15 protein-coding genes are annotated in these 16,508 nt (G+C 52.2%); 14 read left to right on the forward strand and 1 reads right to left on the reverse strand.

Annotation, left to right across the window (positions count from 1 at the left end):
• Positions 1 to 227 precede the first annotated feature (227 nt).
• Genes hypA through KU854_RS02740 form a run of 14 tightly spaced genes read left to right on the forward strand, consistent with a single transcriptional unit; the run spans position 228 to position 14,984 of the window.
• Positions 228 to 569, forward strand: coding sequence for a hydrogenase maturation nickel metallochaperone HypA (gene hypA, locus KU854_RS02675; RefSeq protein ID WP_218356944.1), 342 nt, complete (start codon positions 228 to 230; stop codon positions 567 to 569).
• Positions 569 to 1,393 (forward strand): hydrogenase nickel incorporation protein HypB, encoded by an 825-nt coding sequence (gene hypB, locus KU854_RS02680; protein WP_218356945.1) that lies wholly within the window; start codon positions 569 to 571, stop codon positions 1,391 to 1,393. The genes hypA and hypB overlap by 1 nt, the downstream gene beginning before the upstream one ends.
• Positions 1,332 to 2,867, forward strand: coding sequence for a sigma-54-dependent transcriptional regulator (locus tag KU854_RS02685; protein ID WP_255555370.1), 1,536 nt, complete (start codon positions 1,332 to 1,334; stop codon positions 2,865 to 2,867). The genes hypB and KU854_RS02685 overlap by 62 nt, the downstream gene beginning before the upstream one ends.
• Positions 2,868 to 2,900: 33 nt before the next feature.
• Positions 2,901 to 3,215, forward strand: coding sequence for a HypC/HybG/HupF family hydrogenase formation chaperone (locus KU854_RS02690; RefSeq protein ID WP_218356946.1), 315 nt, complete (start codon positions 2,901 to 2,903; stop codon positions 3,213 to 3,215).
• The gene (gene hypD, locus KU854_RS02695; RefSeq protein WP_218356947.1) at positions 3,199 to 4,425 is read left to right on the forward strand and encodes a hydrogenase formation protein HypD; all 1,227 of its coding nucleotides are present in this window, start codon (positions 3,199 to 3,201) and stop codon (positions 4,423 to 4,425) included. Before KU854_RS02690 ends, hypD begins: the two co-directional genes overlap by 17 nt.
• A 3-nt stretch (positions 4,426 to 4,428) precedes the next feature.
• Positions 4,429 to 5,496, forward strand: a complete 1,068-nt coding sequence (hypE, locus tag KU854_RS02700) for a hydrogenase expression/formation protein HypE (RefSeq protein WP_255555371.1) — start codon at positions 4,429 to 4,431, stop codon at positions 5,494 to 5,496.
• Between the two features lie 54 nt (positions 5,497 to 5,550).
• The gene (locus tag KU854_RS02705) at positions 5,551 to 6,147 is read left to right on the forward strand and encodes a HupE/UreJ family protein (RefSeq protein WP_218356948.1); all 597 of its coding nucleotides are present in this window, start codon (positions 5,551 to 5,553) and stop codon (positions 6,145 to 6,147) included.
• Positions 6,148 to 6,157: 10 nt separating this feature from the next.
• A complete protein-coding gene (gene hypF / locus KU854_RS02710; RefSeq protein WP_218356949.1) occupies positions 6,158 to 8,518 on the forward strand; it encodes a carbamoyltransferase HypF in 2,361 nt (786 codons plus the stop codon).
• A 28-nt stretch (positions 8,519 to 8,546) separates the two neighbouring features.
• Positions 8,547 to 9,500 carry an NADH-quinone oxidoreductase subunit B family protein gene (locus tag KU854_RS02715; protein WP_218356950.1) on the forward strand — a complete coding sequence of 318 codons (954 nt, stop codon included), beginning with the start codon at positions 8,547 to 8,549 and terminating at the stop codon, positions 9,498 to 9,500.
• Positions 9,500 to 11,020: a nickel-dependent hydrogenase large subunit gene (locus KU854_RS02720; protein ID WP_218356951.1), complete on the forward strand. Its 1,521-nt coding sequence runs from the start codon at positions 9,500 to 9,502 to the stop codon at positions 11,018 to 11,020. The genes KU854_RS02715 and KU854_RS02720 overlap by 1 nt, the downstream gene beginning before the upstream one ends.
• Positions 11,021 to 11,032: 12 nt before the next feature.
• Complete coding sequence (locus KU854_RS02725; protein WP_218356952.1) at positions 11,033 to 11,533, forward strand: hydrogenase maturation protease; 501 nt, start codon at positions 11,033 to 11,035, stop codon at positions 11,531 to 11,533.
• Complete coding sequence (locus KU854_RS02730) at positions 11,530 to 12,222, forward strand: PAS domain-containing protein (RefSeq protein WP_218356953.1); 693 nt, start codon at positions 11,530 to 11,532, stop codon at positions 12,220 to 12,222. The genes KU854_RS02725 and KU854_RS02730 overlap by 4 nt, the downstream gene beginning before the upstream one ends.
• Positions 12,219 to 13,712: a response regulator gene (locus KU854_RS02735; protein ID WP_218356954.1), complete on the forward strand. Its 1,494-nt coding sequence runs from the start codon at positions 12,219 to 12,221 to the stop codon at positions 13,710 to 13,712. Before KU854_RS02730 ends, KU854_RS02735 begins: the two co-directional genes overlap by 4 nt.
• 27 nt (positions 13,713 to 13,739) lie before the next feature.
• Complete coding sequence (locus KU854_RS02740; RefSeq protein ID WP_218356955.1) at positions 13,740 to 14,984, forward strand: response regulator; 1,245 nt, start codon at positions 13,740 to 13,742, stop codon at positions 14,982 to 14,984.
• Here KU854_RS02740 and KU854_RS02745 read toward each other — a convergent pair.
• Entirely contained in the window at positions 14,981 to 15,892 is a 912-nt protein-coding gene (locus KU854_RS02745; RefSeq protein WP_218356956.1) for a LysR family transcriptional regulator, read from the reverse strand. The two genes, KU854_RS02740 and KU854_RS02745, sit on opposite strands and share 4 nt — an antisense overlap.
• Positions 15,893 to 16,508 lie beyond the last annotated feature (616 nt).

Here is a 16,508-nt window from a genome sequence, read left to right on the forward strand (position 1 = left end):
TCCTTGTCTGGAAAGTGAGCTTTCGCATTTCAGCCTGCGCGTAAATACTTTGTAGATGAATTGTATTCATTTGGTGCGTGCCATCGCCCGCTCCAGGTGGGTTTGTGATGTGTTGAACGGGCAAACGGGAAGGTTGGCACACTACGTGCTGTATCACTTACTCAGGTGCTGAAAACAGCGATGTCACGAGCACACTCTCGATAACACAAAGGAACTGTGTAAAGCCTATGCATGAGTTATCAATCTGCGAAAGCATCGTCCAGACATTGGCTTCTCAAGCCAAGGTTCATGAGTTCAGCCGGGTTTCAGTATTAAGGCTGGAGATAGGACAGTTTGCGGGGGTGGAACTGGAAGCGCTCAAATTTTGTTTTCCAGTCGTCGCGATGGGCACGTTGGCTGAGGATGCCAGGCTGGAAATAACGACCATTAATGGAACGGGTTGGTGTGAGCAATGCCAATGCTCGGTAAACATGGAAGAGCGCTTTTCGCCATGCCCGGATTGCGGTGTTACCGGTTTGCCGCTGTCCCAGGGGGATGAAATGCGAATCGCCAATGTGGAGGTAGAGTAATGTGTACAGTCTGTGGCTGCGGCGAGAGCAGCATTGAAAACCACCATTCACATGATCACGAACATCATCACCATCATCATGATGGTCATCACCACCACTACGGTCATGGGCCTGCCGGGGCACACGCACCGGGTTTAAGTCAGGCACGGATGATCAGCATTGAGCAAAACATACTGGCGCAAAACGACACCTATGCCGGGCATAACCGTCAGGCGTTTGCTGAAAAAGCGCAGCTCGCATTAAATCTGGTTTCCAGCCCTGGCTCCGGTAAAACGACGCTACTGGTGAATACCCTTAAACACCTGTCCGGCAAATGGCCGCTCGCCGTGATTGAAGGCGATCAGCAAACCACCAATGACGCCGATCGAATCCGCGAAACCGGCGTGAATGCCATTCAGGTAAATACCGGGAAAGGCTGTCATCTCGATGCACACATGGTGGGTCATGCCGCTGAGGCGCTGAATTTGGAACAACAAGGCGTTTTGTTTATTGAAAACGTCGGCAATCTGGTTTGCCCAGCGGCGTTCGATTTGGGTGAGCACTGTAAAGTTGCGATCCTCTCCGTGACCGAAGGCGAAGATAAACCTATCAAGTACCCGGACATGTTTGCTGCGGCCAAGCTGGTCATCCTCAATAAGGCGGACTTGCTGCCGTATCTCTCCTTTGACCTTGATGCCTGCATGGCGCATATCCGTCAGGTGAATCCTGAAGCGACCATTCTTACTTTGTCTGCAACCACAGGTGAAGGCATGGAAAGCTGGTATGAATGGCTGGCTGCCCAGCGTGAAATTATCGCGGGCAACGCAGTTGTCCAGGCGGGTTGAAGAGGTAACCGCCATGCAGCAAACACGGCTTCCCATCATTTTGGTTGTTGACGACGAGCCGCTTTCCCTACAGGCGCTAAGACGGACACTGGAAGAGGATTTCACCGTCCTGACAGCGGATAACGTGACAGACGCAGAAAAAGTGCTGTCCGAAATCCCGGTTCAGGTGGTGCTTTCTGACCAACGTATGCCGGACATGACGGGCATGGACTTTCTTACCCGTGTCCGCAGGCAATGGCCGGAAGTGATCCGGATTATCATTTCCGCCTATACCGACCCGGCTGATCTCATCAAAGGCATTAACGACGCTGGTATCTATAACTTTGTGCCCAAGCCCTGGCAGCCGGAACAATTGCTGCTGACGCTGACCAATGCCGCCCAGCTCTATCGCCTGCAAAAAGAAAACAGTGCCTTGAACCTGGAATTGAAACGCACGGTTCCGCAAGTGGACGAGCAACTTAAACAGAAACGGGAGCAGCTAAAGGCGCGTCACCGTTTCGACAATATTGTCTGCGCACCGGACAGCCCGATGAAAGATATCTGCGACACCGTGGCGCGAATTGCTCCGTATGACATTCCGGTGTTAGTGACGGGCGAATCCGGTACCGGTAAAGAGCTGATCACCCGGGCGCTGCATTACAGCAGTCACCGGGCAGACAAACCCTTTGTGACCGAAAACTGCGGCGCAATGCCGGTTCAGCTTTTAGAGAGTGAGCTGTTTGGTCATACCCGTGGGGCGTTTACCGGCGCAACAACCGAGCGGATTGGTCTGCTGGAACAGGCAGACGGTGGCACCGTGTTTCTCGATGAAATCGGCGATACCTCGCTGGAGTTCCAGGTCAAGCTGCTGCGCTTTTTACAAGAAGGCGAAATGCGGCCGCTGGGGAGTAACCGAAGCCGCAAAGTGGATGTCCGGATTATATCGGCGACGAACCGCAATCTGGAAGAAGAAGTGCGTGCCGGACGATTCCGGGAAGATCTTTTCTACCGTCTCTCGGCCATGCCAATTCATCTTCCCGCGTTGCGAGACAGAGATATGGATATTCCTTTTATCGCCAACCGGATTTTGCAAAACACCATGCAGGCTTATGACAAGCTGGTGGACGGATTTTCCGAAGAAGCCCTGGTCTGTATGCAGACCTATCACTGGCCGGGCAATGTGCGGGAGTTGGAAAACGAAATCCGGCGCATGCTGGTCATGGCAGACACGCCGCAACTCGGCGCAGATTTGCTCTCACCCAAGGTGCTGAGAGGCGCTTGCGGCGAGTCGGAAGATGATGTGTTGATGGAGCTTGAGGAAGGCAATCTGAAAGATCGCGTCGAAGTACTGGAAGCGCGGATCCTCAAGGAAACCTTGATTCGTAACCGCTGGAACAAGAGTAAAGCGGCACTGGAACTGGGACTGTCCCGTGTTGGCCTGCGAGCCAAACTGGAACGCTATGGTCTTGAACAAGACAAGCTGGGAAACGAGTAACTTGCCTGTTTCCGGCTGCAAAGGAGAAAGAATATGTGCCTAGGGATCCCCGGACAGATTACGGCGATTGAAGACGAAGCCAATGGCATTGCCATTGTGGAAATCTCCGGCGTCCGTCGGCCTGTGAACATTGCCTGTGTCATGGATGGGCGAACGGCGGCGGAGTGTATTGGCGATTGGGTGTTGGTGCATGTCGGATTTGCCATGAGCCGTATCGATGCCGAAGAAGCGGCAAAGACGCTGGCGCTACTGGTGGAAATTGGCGAATTGCAGGAAGAGCTTCATGCCATTGAACGTTCTGCCAACGCAGACAATTTGGGAGAGGATGCACATGAAGTACGTCGATGAATTCAGAAATCCTGCCATTGTGAACGGCATGCTGGATGCCATACGTGTCCAGCTGAAAAAGATTGAAGCGAAGCGCCAGCCGAAAGGCAAAAAAGGCCAGAAAATGCGGCCACTCCAGCTGATGGAGTTTTGCGGCGGGCATACCCATACCTTGTTTAAGTACGGGATTGAGAACCTGCTGCCTGACAGTATCGAAATGGTTCATGGCCCCGGTTGTCCGGTTTGTGTGCTGCCCATGGGGCGCGTTGACGAATGTATTCAGATTGCAGAAAGACCGGAGGTGATTTTTACCACCTTTGGCGATGCGATGCGTGTTCCCGGGACAAAAGGCAGTCTGCTGGATGCTAAGGCGCGGGGAAGCGATATCCGTATGGTTTACTCGCCGCTGGACGCATTGGCGCTGGCAAAGAAACATCCGGACAGAGAGGTGGTTTTCTTTGCGCTGGGTTTTGAAACGACCATGCCGAGTACGGCGCTGACAGTGCTGCAAGCCGCCAAAGAAGGCATCGCTAATTTCTCACTTTTCTGCAATCACATTACGACCGCGCCGACAATTGAAGCGATTCTGAACGAGCCGGATCTCAAGCTCGACGGCTTTCTCGCGCCGGGACATGTGAGCATGGTGATTGGCATGGAACCTTTCCAGTTTATTGCCCGGGACTATCAAAAACCTATCGTGATCACCGGTTTCGAACCGCTCGATATCCTGCAATCAATCCTGATGCTGGTTACCCAGATTGCCGAAGAACGTTGCGAAGTCGAAAACCAATATCGTCGTGTCGTCGAAGATAAGGGGAACGATCCTGGGCTTTCTGCAATGGAAGAGGTTTATGAAACCTATCCGGTGACGGAACTGCGAGGGTTTGGCGAGATTGGCGATGCGGGCGTCAGGTTGCGTCCTGAATTCGCCCAATGGGACGCCGAGCGTAAGTTTGCCGTTTCACGTATCGAAACGCACGATCCCGATGCCTGTCAGTGCGGTGAAGTGCTCAAAGGGCTTATTCGTCCTTGGCAATGCGCAATGTATGGGAAACGCTGTACGCCACAACAACCTCTCGGCGCGTTAATGGTTTCTTCTGAAGGCGCGTGTGCGGCTTATTACAACCATGGTTTCCGTGTGCCTGAGAAGGGAAAAGGACGAATTGCTGTGCTGGATACGACCCACGAAAGCCACGACGAACAACCGGTAAAACTCGCGCAAAGGAAATAGCCGATGATGCATAAGAAACTGGAACTGCCGGAAGAAACCGACGAAGTGAGGATCACGCTGGCGCATGGGAGCGGCGGGAAAGCGATGCGCGATTTGGTGGAAAACGAGATCTTGCCGTATTTCACCAATCCACTGCTTTCGCCGCTGGAAGATCAGGCGCGAATTCCGCTTCATTCGTTTGGGCCTTTAGGCGATCGAATGGCAATGACGACAGATTCCTTTGTTGTCGATCCACTCTTTTTTCCCGGCGGGGATATTGGTTCGCTCGCGATTAATGGCACGGTCAATGACCTTGTGATGTGCGGCGCCATGCCACTTTATATGACTTGCGGCCTGATTATTGAAGAAGGGCTGCCACTTTCAACGCTGAGAGCCGTGCTGGCAAGTATGCAGAAAGCGGCGGACGATGCCGGTGTGTTTATTGTCTCCGGTGATACCAAGGTGGTGCATAAAGGGGCGGCGGACAAGCTGTTCATTAATACCGCCGGGATTGGTGTTGTCCCTAAGTTTGTTGATATCCGTGCGGATGCAGCGCGTGCGGGCGATGTGGTGATTGTCAATGGCTCGGTGGGTGACCATGGTGCCACTGTTATGGCAGCCAGAGGCGATTTGGCGTTGGATGCCGACCTGCGTTCAGATTGCCGATCGCTCCATCAGGAAGTGAATACCTTGCTGGCAAGCGCCCAGGTTCGTTGCCTGCGCGATGCCTCCCGTGGCGGTATTGCCACTGTGCTGAATGAGTTTGCCGAAAGCAGCGGTGTGCGGATCGTGCTGGATCAACATGCTGTTCCTGTGCGCGATGAAGTCCGCGGTGTGTGTGAACTGCTTGGCCTGGATCCGCTTTATCTTGCCAATGAAGGCAAGTTTGTTGCCATTGTGCCTGCGGATCAGGCGGAAGAAGCGGTGAAAGCCCTGCGTAAACACCCGGGAGCCGAGCAGGCCGCCATTATTGGCCGCGTCGAAACGGTTTCTGAATCCCGCCCTTATGCAGGGGTGTCGATGCAAACCACGTTTGGTAGCGAACGGATGATAGACATGCTGGCAGGGGATCAACTGCCGCGTATCTGCTGAAAATTTTTGTTGAACAAACACAGCCCAGTGCTGGTTGAAATAGGAAGGTTCAAAATGAAGCGTAATGGAATTCAACTTGCAGCGTTTTCAGTTGCCACTCTGCCGCTTGCCGCGGTAGCTCATTCCGGTGATCCACTGCACAGTGGGTTTTGGTCCGGTTTTAGTCATCCCTTTACCGGAGCCGACCACATCATGGCCATGTTGGCCGTTGGCATGTGGGCAGTGTTACTCAAAAATTCAGGGGTAAAAAATGCCACCCGCTTTGTGCCCATTTCATTTCTTGCTGCGATGCTGGTGGGTGCAATCCTGACCGTTTCAGGTGTTGTTGTGCCGCTGGTGGAAACGGGCATCGCGCTGTCTGTCATGCTGTTCGGTTTGCTGCTGGTGGGTGGTATACGTCTACCACTTAACGTGACATTGTCACTTGTTGCGTTCTTTGCCTTGTTCCACGGTATGGCGCACGGCGCTGAAATGCCAACGACTGCGGCAACAATCAGCTATTTTGCAGGTTTTATCGCTGCCAGTTCTGCACTTCTGGCAATGGGCTCTGCGGCGGCCAAACTGGCAACACAAACCGCATTTTCACGCTATGCCATGTCACTTTCCGGCGGTGTGTTCGCTTTGGGTGGCATCTACCAATTGGTGATGTAGGGCGGCTGCCATGCAGGTTCAGCGATTGCGTATCCGGGGTGTTGTTCAGGGGGTGGGTTTCAGACCCGCCGTCTGGCATATCGCCCAGTCACTGTCACTGAAAGGCAGTGTACTGAACGATGGTGAAGGCGTGGTGGTCGATCTCTGGTGTTCACAGAAAGAAGCCAGTGATTTTATCGACCGGTTAATCGCTGAATGCCCGCCATTGGCGTCGATTGAATCAGTGGAAAGTGCGCAATGGAAGACCAGCGAATCCGTGCTGCCACCGGACGGTTTCACCATTGCAGAAAGCCATGAGTCGGCGCAGATCAATGCTGGGATTCCGGTGGATGCCTGCATTTGTAAAGCGTGTGCCGATGAAACGCTGGATCCGCAAAGCCGTCGTTACCGCTATCCGTTTACCAACTGCACCCATTGTGGGCCAAGGCTTTCCATCATCAAGGCATTGCCCTATGACAGGCCAAAAACCAGCATGGCGGCATTTCCTTTGTGTGCAGCATGCGAGAGTGAATACCGCAATCCAGCAGATCGCCGCTTTCACGCGCAGCCTGTCGCTTGTCCTGATTGTGGCCCTTCGGTCTGGCTGACCGACACATCCGGTCAACGGCTAGAGATTGACTCGGTTGATGCTATTGATGCCGCTTCAACGTTGATTGGCAGGGGAGAGATTCTGGCGGTGAAAGGGCTGGGCGGCTTTCATTTGGTGTGTGATGCCACCAATGAAGAGGCCGTAACCCAACTTCGCCTGCGTAAAAGAAGACCCGCTAAACCTTTCGCTGTCATGATGCCGGATTTGGAAATGGCGGAACTTTACTGTGCCTTGAATGACGCAGGCAGGGAAGCCATTCAAAGTGCAGCGTCACCTGTTGTGATTGCCCCTCGAAATGAGGTGACAACGTCACATAAAAACATCGCAAACAGCATTGCCCCCGGGCTGGATGAACTCGGCATCATGCTACCAGCCACGCCGCTGCATTTGTTGCTGTGCCGTGATGCAGGCATTCCCCTGGTCATGACCTCCGCCAATCTCAGTGGCAACCCTCAATGCATCGACAACGATGAAGCCTTGGCTGATCTGGCCGATATTGCCGATTTTTTCCTGCTGCATGATCGCGATATTGTGGTGCGTGTTGACGACTCTGTACTGCGGCAAACCGCATCAGGGATGCAGACTATTCGCAGGGCGAGGGGCTTTGCGCCTAGTCCTCTGAAGCTTCCTGCTGGCTTTGGAGAGTCAGAAAAAGTGCTGGCGCTCGGCGGCGAAGTCAAAAACGCTTTTTGTTTGCTTTCTTCCCATGGTGCGGTGCTGGGGCAATATGTCGGTGACCTTGAATCTGCCCGGGTTTGGGACGACTTCAACCGCCTCTTGTCTCATTATCAAAGGCTCTACCGCTTCGAACCCCAGAAGGTGGCCGTGGACGCGCATCCCGAATACATTGCGTCGAAATATGGTCGCGCCGCGTTTTTGCCTGAACAACGGGTTGAAGTCCAACATCATCATGCCCATGTTGCTGCCTGCATGGGCGACAACGGACTGGCGTTGGATTCCGCGCCCGTCATCGGCGTGGTATTTGATGGGCTTGGATTCGGCGAAGACGGCACACTGTGGGGCGGTGAATTTTTGCTGGCAGACTACCGCCACTTTTCCCGTATCGCCCATTTGAAACCCGCCGCGTTACCCGGTGGTGCAACCGCCATTAAACAGCCCTGGCGTAACCTTGTCGCAAGGTTTGGCGAGTCAGGCTCAAGGGAAGCGTTTCTCGCAGAAAGACTTCAGGCGCAGGGCATCGAATTGTCTGCCATCAACACAGTGAAACAGATGGTAGAAAAGGGGTTTAATGCACCCATTTCGTCTTCCGCAGGTCGTCTGTTTGACGCGGTTTCTGCTGCGCTTGATGTCTGTACCGATACTCAAACTTACGAAGGCCAGGCGGCAATCGAACTGGAAGCGCTGGCACATCAACGTCAGGACGCTTTTGCCTATCCGTTTGGGATTCTTGAAGGCAATCTGCCCGTCCTTGACCCAAACCCAATGTGGCAAGCGCTGTGCGAAGACCTGGAAAGCGGCGTTGAAGCATCAGTCATATCACGCCGTTTTCACCTGGGACTGGCGCAAGCGGTGGTGAACATGGTTCAACACTTGAGCCTGTCACTGGGCACAACCCATAAAATTGCTTTAAGCGGCGGTGTTTTCCAGAACAAGCTGTTACTTGAACAAACTGTAGAACGCCTGCAAAAGCGGGGTTTCGAGGTGCTAATCCATCGTCAGGTGCCTGCCAACGATGGTGGTCTCGCATTCGGGCAAGCACTGATAGCTGCTGCACTTTCTTTGCATCAACACACCCAGTCGGTGGGCTTGAGCCATAATTAATCAAGACTTTTTAACCGGGAAGGCTGTGATGGCGACAGAAAGGATGACCTTACTTTGGTTTCAAACCGGCAGCTGTGGTGGCGATACCATGTCGATCCTGAGTGCTGACCGTCCATCATTTACCGACCTCTTTAATGACTATCCGCTGGAGTTGCTCTGGCAGCCTTCTTTGTCCATTGAAAGTGTCACCAGTCTGAATGACATCATGGACAGGATCCTTGATGGCTCCCAGCGCCTCGACATTTTGTGCATTGAGGGCAGCATTATCACCGGCCCCAATGGCACGGGAATGTACGACGCTTTTCGCAAAACAGCCAAGAAAGAGTGGGTAGAGCGATTGGCGCAGAAGGCGCGTTATGTGGTGGCAATGGGCACCTGCGCGGCATTTGGTGGTGTACATGCTGCGCCGCCAAACCCGACTGACTGTATCGGTCTACAAATGGACAAAGATACGCCCGGTGGCTTGTTTGCGCCGGATTGGCGAAGCGGTGCAGGGTATCCGGTCATCAATATCGCGGGGTGTCCTGTGCACCCCAATACCATGACCAAAACGCTGGCAATGATCGCCAGTGGCATCATTTTGCAGTTGGATGAGCTGAACCGGCCACGCGAATTCTTCAGCACCCTGGTGCATCAGGGTTGTACCCGCAATGAATATCACGAATACGACGTGGAAGAGTCCGAGTTTGGCACTAACGGTTGCATGTTCTTTAACCTAGGCTGCAAAGGCCCCTATACGCAGGCGACCTGCAATACCGATTTGTGGAACGGACGCAGCAGTAAGACCCGCGCCGGTGTGCCATGTTTTGGCTGTACTTCGCCGCAGTTTCCCGAAGATGAAGGGCTTTTCAGAACAGAAAAGCTGGGGCCGATCCCCTCGAAATTGCCCGTAGGTGTCGAACGTGCCAATTACATTGCCTACAAAAACCTCGCTAAAGCCGCTGCACCGGATCGGGTCAAGAAACGCAAAATGGAGCCTTAATGGTTAAGAAAACGCTGAATATTGACCTGAACCGAGTTGAAGGCGATCTGGAATTCGAGCTGGATATTGAAGACGGCATTGTGGTGGATGCCCGATGTATCGGCGTGATGTACCGGGGTTTTGAGCAAATTATGATTGGCCGGATGCCAAGGGATGCGGCAGTGATAACTCCCCGTGTTTGCGGCATTTGTGGTACTGCGCATCTTTATGCCGCCACACTGGCTTTGGAACAAATCTGGGGGATCAGGCCACCGCCCAACGCCACCTATATTCGCAACCTTTGTCTGCTCACGGAAAGTATTCAGAACGATATTCGCCAGAGTTTCTTGATGTTTCTGGTCGATTTTTGCCATCAGGCGTATCGCGATCATCCTCTGTACAACCACATCATGGCGGGATTTGAACCCTTCAAAGGGCGGCACCACCTCGGAGCACTGGAACAATCCCGTGATGCTGTGGGAATCATCGCCTTATTCGGCGGGCAATGGCCGCATTCTTCCTACATGTTGCCCGGCGGTGTCGTCAGCAAACCCACACACAGGAAGCTGATTGAAGCGACTAACATTATTACCGGATTAACCCGCTGGTATGAAAACGCGGTGATTGGGGATTCGCTGGAAAACTGGCTCGATCTCAATAGCCGCGATGCCTTCTTTAACTGGATGGAGAAAGACCAGAAGCGGGCAGACAGTGCGCTGGGCATTTTCACCCGTTTTTCCCGTGATATCGGACTCCACGAAATTGGCTTTGGCAGTGAAAACTTGATCAGCTATGGCGTAATGTCCGACTCGCTAAACGGCGGCGAATATGCCATGCCACCCGGCGTTTATGACGCTGGAAACAAGACAATCAGCCCACTGGATCAGTCCCTGATCACTGAACACGTCCGCTATTCCTGGTTCCGCCAATATCCTGGTGGAAGGCACCCATTCAAAGGTGAAACCATTCCTGACTATCAGACTGAGTCTGACCGTTATACCTGGGCCAAAGCACCGAGGTATGACGGAAAAGTGATGCAAACCGGGCCATTGGCAGAGCTGGTAATTGGTGCTGATCCGCTGATCACAGACTTTCACCAACGCGAAGGGGCATCAACCTGGTTAAGGCAGTTTTCACGGTTACGCCGGATCGGACACAGCCTTGTTCAAATGAAGCAACTGGTCAAAACGCTGTCAGCAGATATCGACGGCGAGTTCTTCCTGCCACCCAAACCAGAGGATGAAGTCGATGGAAAAGGTTTCGGCATGATTCAGGCGGCGCGGGGTGGGCTCGGCCATTGGGTGAGTGTGAAAGATGGGGTAGTTGAGAGCTACCAGATCATTACCCCTACAGCCTGGAATGCATCGCCGCGGGACGCAGACGGAAATCATGGTCACTGGGAGCAAAGTGTCATTGGCCTTAAAGTGGACGACTTGGAAAACCCGTTGACCATCAGCCATGTAATCCGCTCCCACGACCCTTGTCTGGTATGTACCGTTCATATGTTGCCGACCGGAAAATCGGTGCGGTTCGGGCTATAGCGGGAAAGGGATATGGTGAAACTCAACATCCTCTGTTTCGGCAATATTCTTCATGGTGATGATGGTATCGGCGCTGAAATTGCCCGCCGTCTGCTGGATTGCGAATTGCCCGAAAACGTCGAAGTGTTTGACGTGGGTACACAAGGGCTAAACGCTTTACCGCTTTTCAGCCAGTGTTCCCATTTGCTGATTGTTGATGCAGCAGAGCTTGGGTTATCACCCGGAGAATGGCAGTTTATCGAGCCAAGCCAGATGCTTTCAGAGAGTAATGCTGACCATGCTGGCGGGGTCGGATACTTGCTGAAAGCCGCGCACGCAGTCACGCACCCAATGCCAATTTTGACCATTTTAGGCGTGCAAAAGGGGAACATAGCAGCATTTTCGCCACACTTATCCAACCCAGTGATGGTAAAGCTGCACGAGTGTATTGAACAAATAGTGACGTTGTCACGTGATTTAACAGCCAACACCCGCCACGCTGCAGCGCAAATTGGGGGCAGGGGGAAAGCATGACCACGCCCAAGCTGAAAAAGAGTGACATTGAGATCCTGCTTGAGGAAAACCAACGCCTACGGCAGGAAATTGATGCGCTTTACGCTGCGGCAGATGCCAGAGAGCAGCAGTTGTTGGCCGCGACACACGCCATGGATGACATCCTTCTGGAGATGGAATCCCAGCGGAATACGCTCAAACGCAAAAACAAGCAACTGTTGGAACTGAACGCCTATATCCGCAGCATCAATGATGCGATGAACAGCATTTTGGTGGTGGTTGATATAAGTGGTCAGGTAACTCAAACCAACCGCGTTTTTTCAGAAGATCTGGGTTGGACGGAGGAAGAACTTCCCCAGATCCATGTTGATATGCTGTTTCCTGCCGATGTGCTGGCGCGGCTGGCTAAAGATTCCGGTTTATCCTCCGGGTCGCTGGTTGTTTCTTTTATTACCCATCGCGGTCAGCTTGAATTTGAAATGCCGCTTCTCAAAATCGACGGCACGATTACTGACGCTGTGTATCTGGTAAAAGGCGAGCAGTTCTACAGCCATCAGGGAAAACTGCAGGGGATATTGCTTACAGCCACTGACATTTCAGAGCTTCGCAACGTGAACTGGCGCTGCTTCAAAGTGAGGAAGCCCTGCAAATCGCGAAAGCGGAAGCCGATGCGGCCAATCAGGCCAAAGGGGATTTTCTGGCAAACATGAGCCATGAAATTCGCACGCCGCTCAACGCGATCATTGGTTTCACCAAGCTATGCCTGCACTCGTCACTCACTGAGAAGCAACGCGACCATCTGAACAAAGTCGATGTCGCCTCCCATTCGCTTTCACATCTCATCAATGACGTGCTGGATCTGTCGAAGATCGAAGCGGGAAAATTGGAGATGGAGTGTGTCTCTTTCAATCTTCATCAAGTGCTCAGCAACGTCCGTCATGTGATGTGGTTTGAAATCGCCCGGCGCGGTTTAACGTTTAGCATGCACCTTGACCCTGATGTACCTTCCCATCTGAAAGGTGATCCGCTGCGGCTGCAACAGGTGTTGGTTAACCTGATTGGCAACGCGGTGAAGTTTACTGACAACGGCGAAGTGAGCGTGGCTGTCTCCCGCAAGAAAAATCGGGCGAAGAAGAGTGCGACGCTGATATTCCGGGTCAAGGACACCGGTATCGGCATGACGGAAAAGCAGCTGTCGAGACTGTTCAGCAAGTACCACCAGGCTGATCCTTCCACAACGCGGCGCTTTGGCGGTACCGGGCTTGGGCTGACGATCAGCCGCAAACTGATTGGCTTGATGAACGGTGATATCAGCATTCAAAGCGTTTACGGCGAGGGCACCCAATGCGAGTTCTCTGCGAAATTCGCATTGGCCAGTGACACCGAACAGCCGCACGTTGGAATGCCAGAGCCCAATGAAACACCTGCTTTGCCACAAATCAGCACACTCGAGGGCGCGCATGTTCTGGTGGTGGATGACAACTCCATCAACCGGGAAATGATCCGTGAGCTGCTGGGTTCACTCGGGATGATTGTTGATCAGGTCAGCTCCGGTGAGCTGGCTATTGACGCCATAAATCGACAAGTTTACTCCTTGATTTTGATGGATTTACGCATGGCGGGCATGGATGGCATTGAGACAACCAAAGCACTGCGCAAACTCCCGAATGGAAAGCAAACCCCGGTGATTGCCCTGACCGCAAACACCACGGGAAACATGGCGGAAACCTGCTTGCGTGCGGGTATGGATGACTACCTGCCCAAGCCAGTTGATTTCAGGCGGCTGATTCAGGTAATTGCCAGTCATTTACAGCACTCTGTGCCTCTCAACCAACAAGCGGAGCCAGATTCTTCCGCCGTTTACGAACCTGCCCAGGCGTTACTCCGCGTTGGTTCTAACCTGAAGGTGTACCTGAATATGGTGCAGCGTTTTCTCGACCAATACGATGACCATGTGCAGGCGATTGGAGTCGCCATTCAGGACAATGATTTCGCCACTATGAAGCACAAACTCCATGAATTAAAAGGTGTTGCGGCCACATTGGGCGCAGAGAAACTAAGATTAGTGTGTGCAGAAAAAGAAGCCTTGGTGCTCGAAAGAGCAAATGGAGAGCAGGGGGCTTACACCGACGTGTTGGACGAACTCTCCGTATTGGAACCGCAGTTACGCCAATACCTTGCTGAACATCCGTTGAAATAGCGCACAGCCCCAAAGGAGTGATCGCCAATGCGAGAAACAAAGCCACTGGATAAGGTCGCGACCATCGCCGTTATCGACGATTCTGTTCCTTTGTGCGAAATGCTTTGTGATCTGCTCAATGAAGAAGGCTACCTGACGCAAGGTTACTTTTCAGGGCAAACTGCCTTGGAGGGCATGGCCGACACTCCGCCGGATCTGATCTTGCTCGATATCGATATGCCGTATATGGACGGTTTCGAGGTCTGCGAACGCATTCAGTCTTCTTCGCTTCTTAAACAGATTCCGGTGCTTTTCATCAGCAGTTACAGTGATTTAGATGACAAACTTAAAGCGTTTAGCTGCGGCGCGCGGGATTATGTCACCAAGCCAATCCAACTGGCTGAAGTGAAAGCCAGGATTGAAACCCATTTATCACTTCGCGCGTACCAGCAAGCACTGGAAGCCAAGAACGAAACACTGGCAAAAACGCTGGCAGAATTGAAAGCAACACAACAACAATTGGTGCAGACAGAAAAGCTGGCGGCGCTCGGTCAAGTCGTGGCTGGCGTGGCGCATGAAATCAATAATCCTGTGAGCTTTATCATCGGTAATGGTCATGTATTGAAGCGCAATGCGGAACGCATCGAAAGCTACCTCACTGATGTTCACCAACAATCTTTGCCTTCTTCAATTTTGGCGCGTCGTGAATCTCTGCGAATCGACAATGTAGTCAGTGATATTTCTCCCTTGGTCGGTGATGTGCTTGAAGCGGCCAGCCGGGTAAGCGCGATTGTCGACGATCTTGGTTTATTCTGTTCCCAGCAACATGCTGACAAATCAACGCTTAAGCTCAGTGAGCTTGTCGCCGATGCCATCAAATGGGTGACTGCAAACCGCGGGTTCGAATACGCAATATCACTCGAACTTGATGATTCAATTCAGGTTATTGGGAATAAACGGCAACTGGTTCAGGTCATTATTAACCTGCTGAACAACGGGCTTGATGCCTGCAAGGGCCAACAGTTTTCGCCGCAGATTGTGCTAACAAGCGGTATCGGCAGTACCCAAAATCAGGCCTGGCTGAGTATCAGCGACAACGGCCCGGGGATTTCAGACGGCCATGTTCAGAAGATTTTCGACCCTTTCTTTACCACCAAAAAAGTGGGCGAGGGCATGGGACTCGGTCTGGCAATTTGCCACCGTTTAATCGCTGAACATGGCGGGGATCTTACCGTGCAAAACCTACCTGAAGGCGGTGCCAAGTTTACGATTTCACTGCCAATCACCGATTAATCGACGCTTTTAAAGCGGCTGGTATCAGTGCCTTCCAACAAAAATTCGCAGAAAGCCTGCGCAATGGGTGTCAGGCGCTTCTCGGTGCGGTGTACCAAATACCAATGCCGTAGGATCGGCATTTCCTCTACATCCAACACGACCAAACGACCGGTTTCCAGCTCCTGTTCAATGGAATGCAGTGAGACAATTCCGAGGTAAAGTCCGGCGGAAACCGCTTGTTTGATTGCTTCGGTGGCACTCATTTCCGCGCCGACATTCAGCGTTAAATCATGGGCATGGAAGAATCGCTCGATAGCAAAGCGTGTTCCTGAACCCAACTCCCGTACCACCATGGATTCCTCAGCTATACGCGCCAGGGATATCTGCTTTTCATCACGCAAAGGATGATTAGCCGGCGCGATAACCACCAACGGGTTCTCCATAAAAGCTGTGGCTTTCACGTCGATATCTGAAGGTGGCTTGCCCATGATTAACAGGTCACAGTCATTGTTTTTCAGTGCTTTAAGTAAGGTTTCCCGGTTGGTGACATCAAGCGAAACCTGAATATCCGGATATACTTTTATAAAGGACGCCAACAACGTTGCCGAGAAGTAGTTGGCCGTGCTGGCCACCGTGACTTTGAGTTTTCCGTGCTTGTGCGTTTTAAGCTTCTCAAGCGCCAGCTCAGTGGCTTTGAAGTCCTGCAGGATTTGGTTGCAGTGGAGCAACAGCTCGTCGCCAGCCGAGGTTAAATTGAGGGATTTGCCGATCATTTCAAAAAGAGGCAGCCCGACATTGTCTTCCAGTTGGCGTATTTGCATGGAAACGGCAGGCTGCGTCAGAAACAACGCCTCAGCAGCTTTGGTGTAGCTGAGATGACTTGCAACGCCGTGGAAGATTTTCAACTGCCTGAGAGTAATGTGCATGGAGAGCCTCTATAACTGCCAAAGGTAGAAGAACCTAAGCACAGAGCAGAACACACCAGACAACAAACGTCAGGAACGACGCGGCATGCAGCGACGGGTTTGTACCGAGATACACGATGTCGCCACGCGAAATGGAAACCAGGCTTCCGGTTTGGAAAGCCCGCATCCACAAGCCTCAAACCAAGCTTGAGCGCCAGCCAAGCGTTAATCAGATAATTCACCAAAGGTTGAAGAACCCAATTGGAACAGAATGATCCAATACAGGGTTCTTAGAGAATTGGTAATTATCTATTTTATGGTAAATAGATAATTACGTTTAATAGACTGAAATCGTTGAAGAAAGAGGGTCATTGCAGGCATCAGGGAACCACATTTCGCGTAGCTGCACATCATATTTAACATAATATACATAATGCGCACTAGGAGGTTAAGTGTTAACAAAGCTGACAGCACACCGAATTTTGCGAAATGCTTGCCTCCAAGTATATGAATTCTATGTGCAAATTTTGGTAACGTCTAATTTCCTCTTGTTGAGGCATTGCCTCGATTACTGCACACTTGCGCCGATATTTTTTCGAGCATCCGGCCTTTGGGTCGTTTTGATAGAAAGTATCAA

Source organism: Enterovibrio paralichthyis, from assembly GCF_019209835.1.
Lineage (GTDB): Bacteria > Pseudomonadota > Gammaproteobacteria > Enterobacterales > Vibrionaceae > Enterovibrio > Enterovibrio paralichthyis.

Bases quoted from the DNA above. Each gene is read 5' to 3' on its own strand.
- KU854_RS02685 (WP_255555370.1), top strand. From the start codon at position 1,332: ATGAATGGCTGGCTGCCCAGCGTGAAATTATCGCGGGCAACGCAGTTG.
- KU854_RS02740 (WP_218356955.1), top strand. From the start codon at position 13,740: ATGCGAGAAACAAAGCCACTGGATAAGGTCGCGACCATCGCCGTTATC.
- KU854_RS02730 (WP_218356953.1), top strand. From the start codon at position 11,530: ATGACCACGCCCAAGCTGAAAAAGAGTGACATTGAGATCCTGCTTGAG.
- KU854_RS02725 (WP_218356952.1), top strand. From the start codon at position 11,033: ATGGTGAAACTCAACATCCTCTGTTTCGGCAATATTCTTCATGGTGAT.
- hypD (WP_218356947.1), top strand. From the start codon at position 3,199: ATGAAGTACGTCGATGAATTCAGAAATCCTGCCATTGTGAACGGCATG.
- KU854_RS02705 (WP_218356948.1), top strand. From the start codon at position 5,551: ATGAAGCGTAATGGAATTCAACTTGCAGCGTTTTCAGTTGCCACTCTG.
- KU854_RS02745 (WP_218356956.1), bottom strand. From the start codon at position 15,892: ATGCACATTACTCTCAGGCAGTTGAAAATCTTCCACGGCGTTGCAAGT.
- hypF (WP_218356949.1), top strand. From the start codon at position 6,158: ATGCAGGTTCAGCGATTGCGTATCCGGGGTGTTGTTCAGGGGGTGGGT.
- hypA (WP_218356944.1), top strand. From the start codon at position 228: ATGCATGAGTTATCAATCTGCGAAAGCATCGTCCAGACATTGGCTTCT.
- KU854_RS02720 (WP_218356951.1), top strand. From the start codon at position 9,500: ATGGTTAAGAAAACGCTGAATATTGACCTGAACCGAGTTGAAGGCGAT.
- KU854_RS02690 (WP_218356946.1), top strand. From the start codon at position 2,901: ATGTGCCTAGGGATCCCCGGACAGATTACGGCGATTGAAGACGAAGCC.
- KU854_RS02735 (WP_218356954.1), top strand. From the start codon at position 12,219: ATGAGCCATGAAATTCGCACGCCGCTCAACGCGATCATTGGTTTCACC.
- hypB (WP_218356945.1), top strand. From the start codon at position 569: ATGTGTACAGTCTGTGGCTGCGGCGAGAGCAGCATTGAAAACCACCAT.
- KU854_RS02715 (WP_218356950.1), top strand. From the start codon at position 8,547: ATGGCGACAGAAAGGATGACCTTACTTTGGTTTCAAACCGGCAGCTGT.
- hypE (WP_255555371.1), top strand. From the start codon at position 4,429: ATGATGCATAAGAAACTGGAACTGCCGGAAGAAACCGACGAAGTGAGG.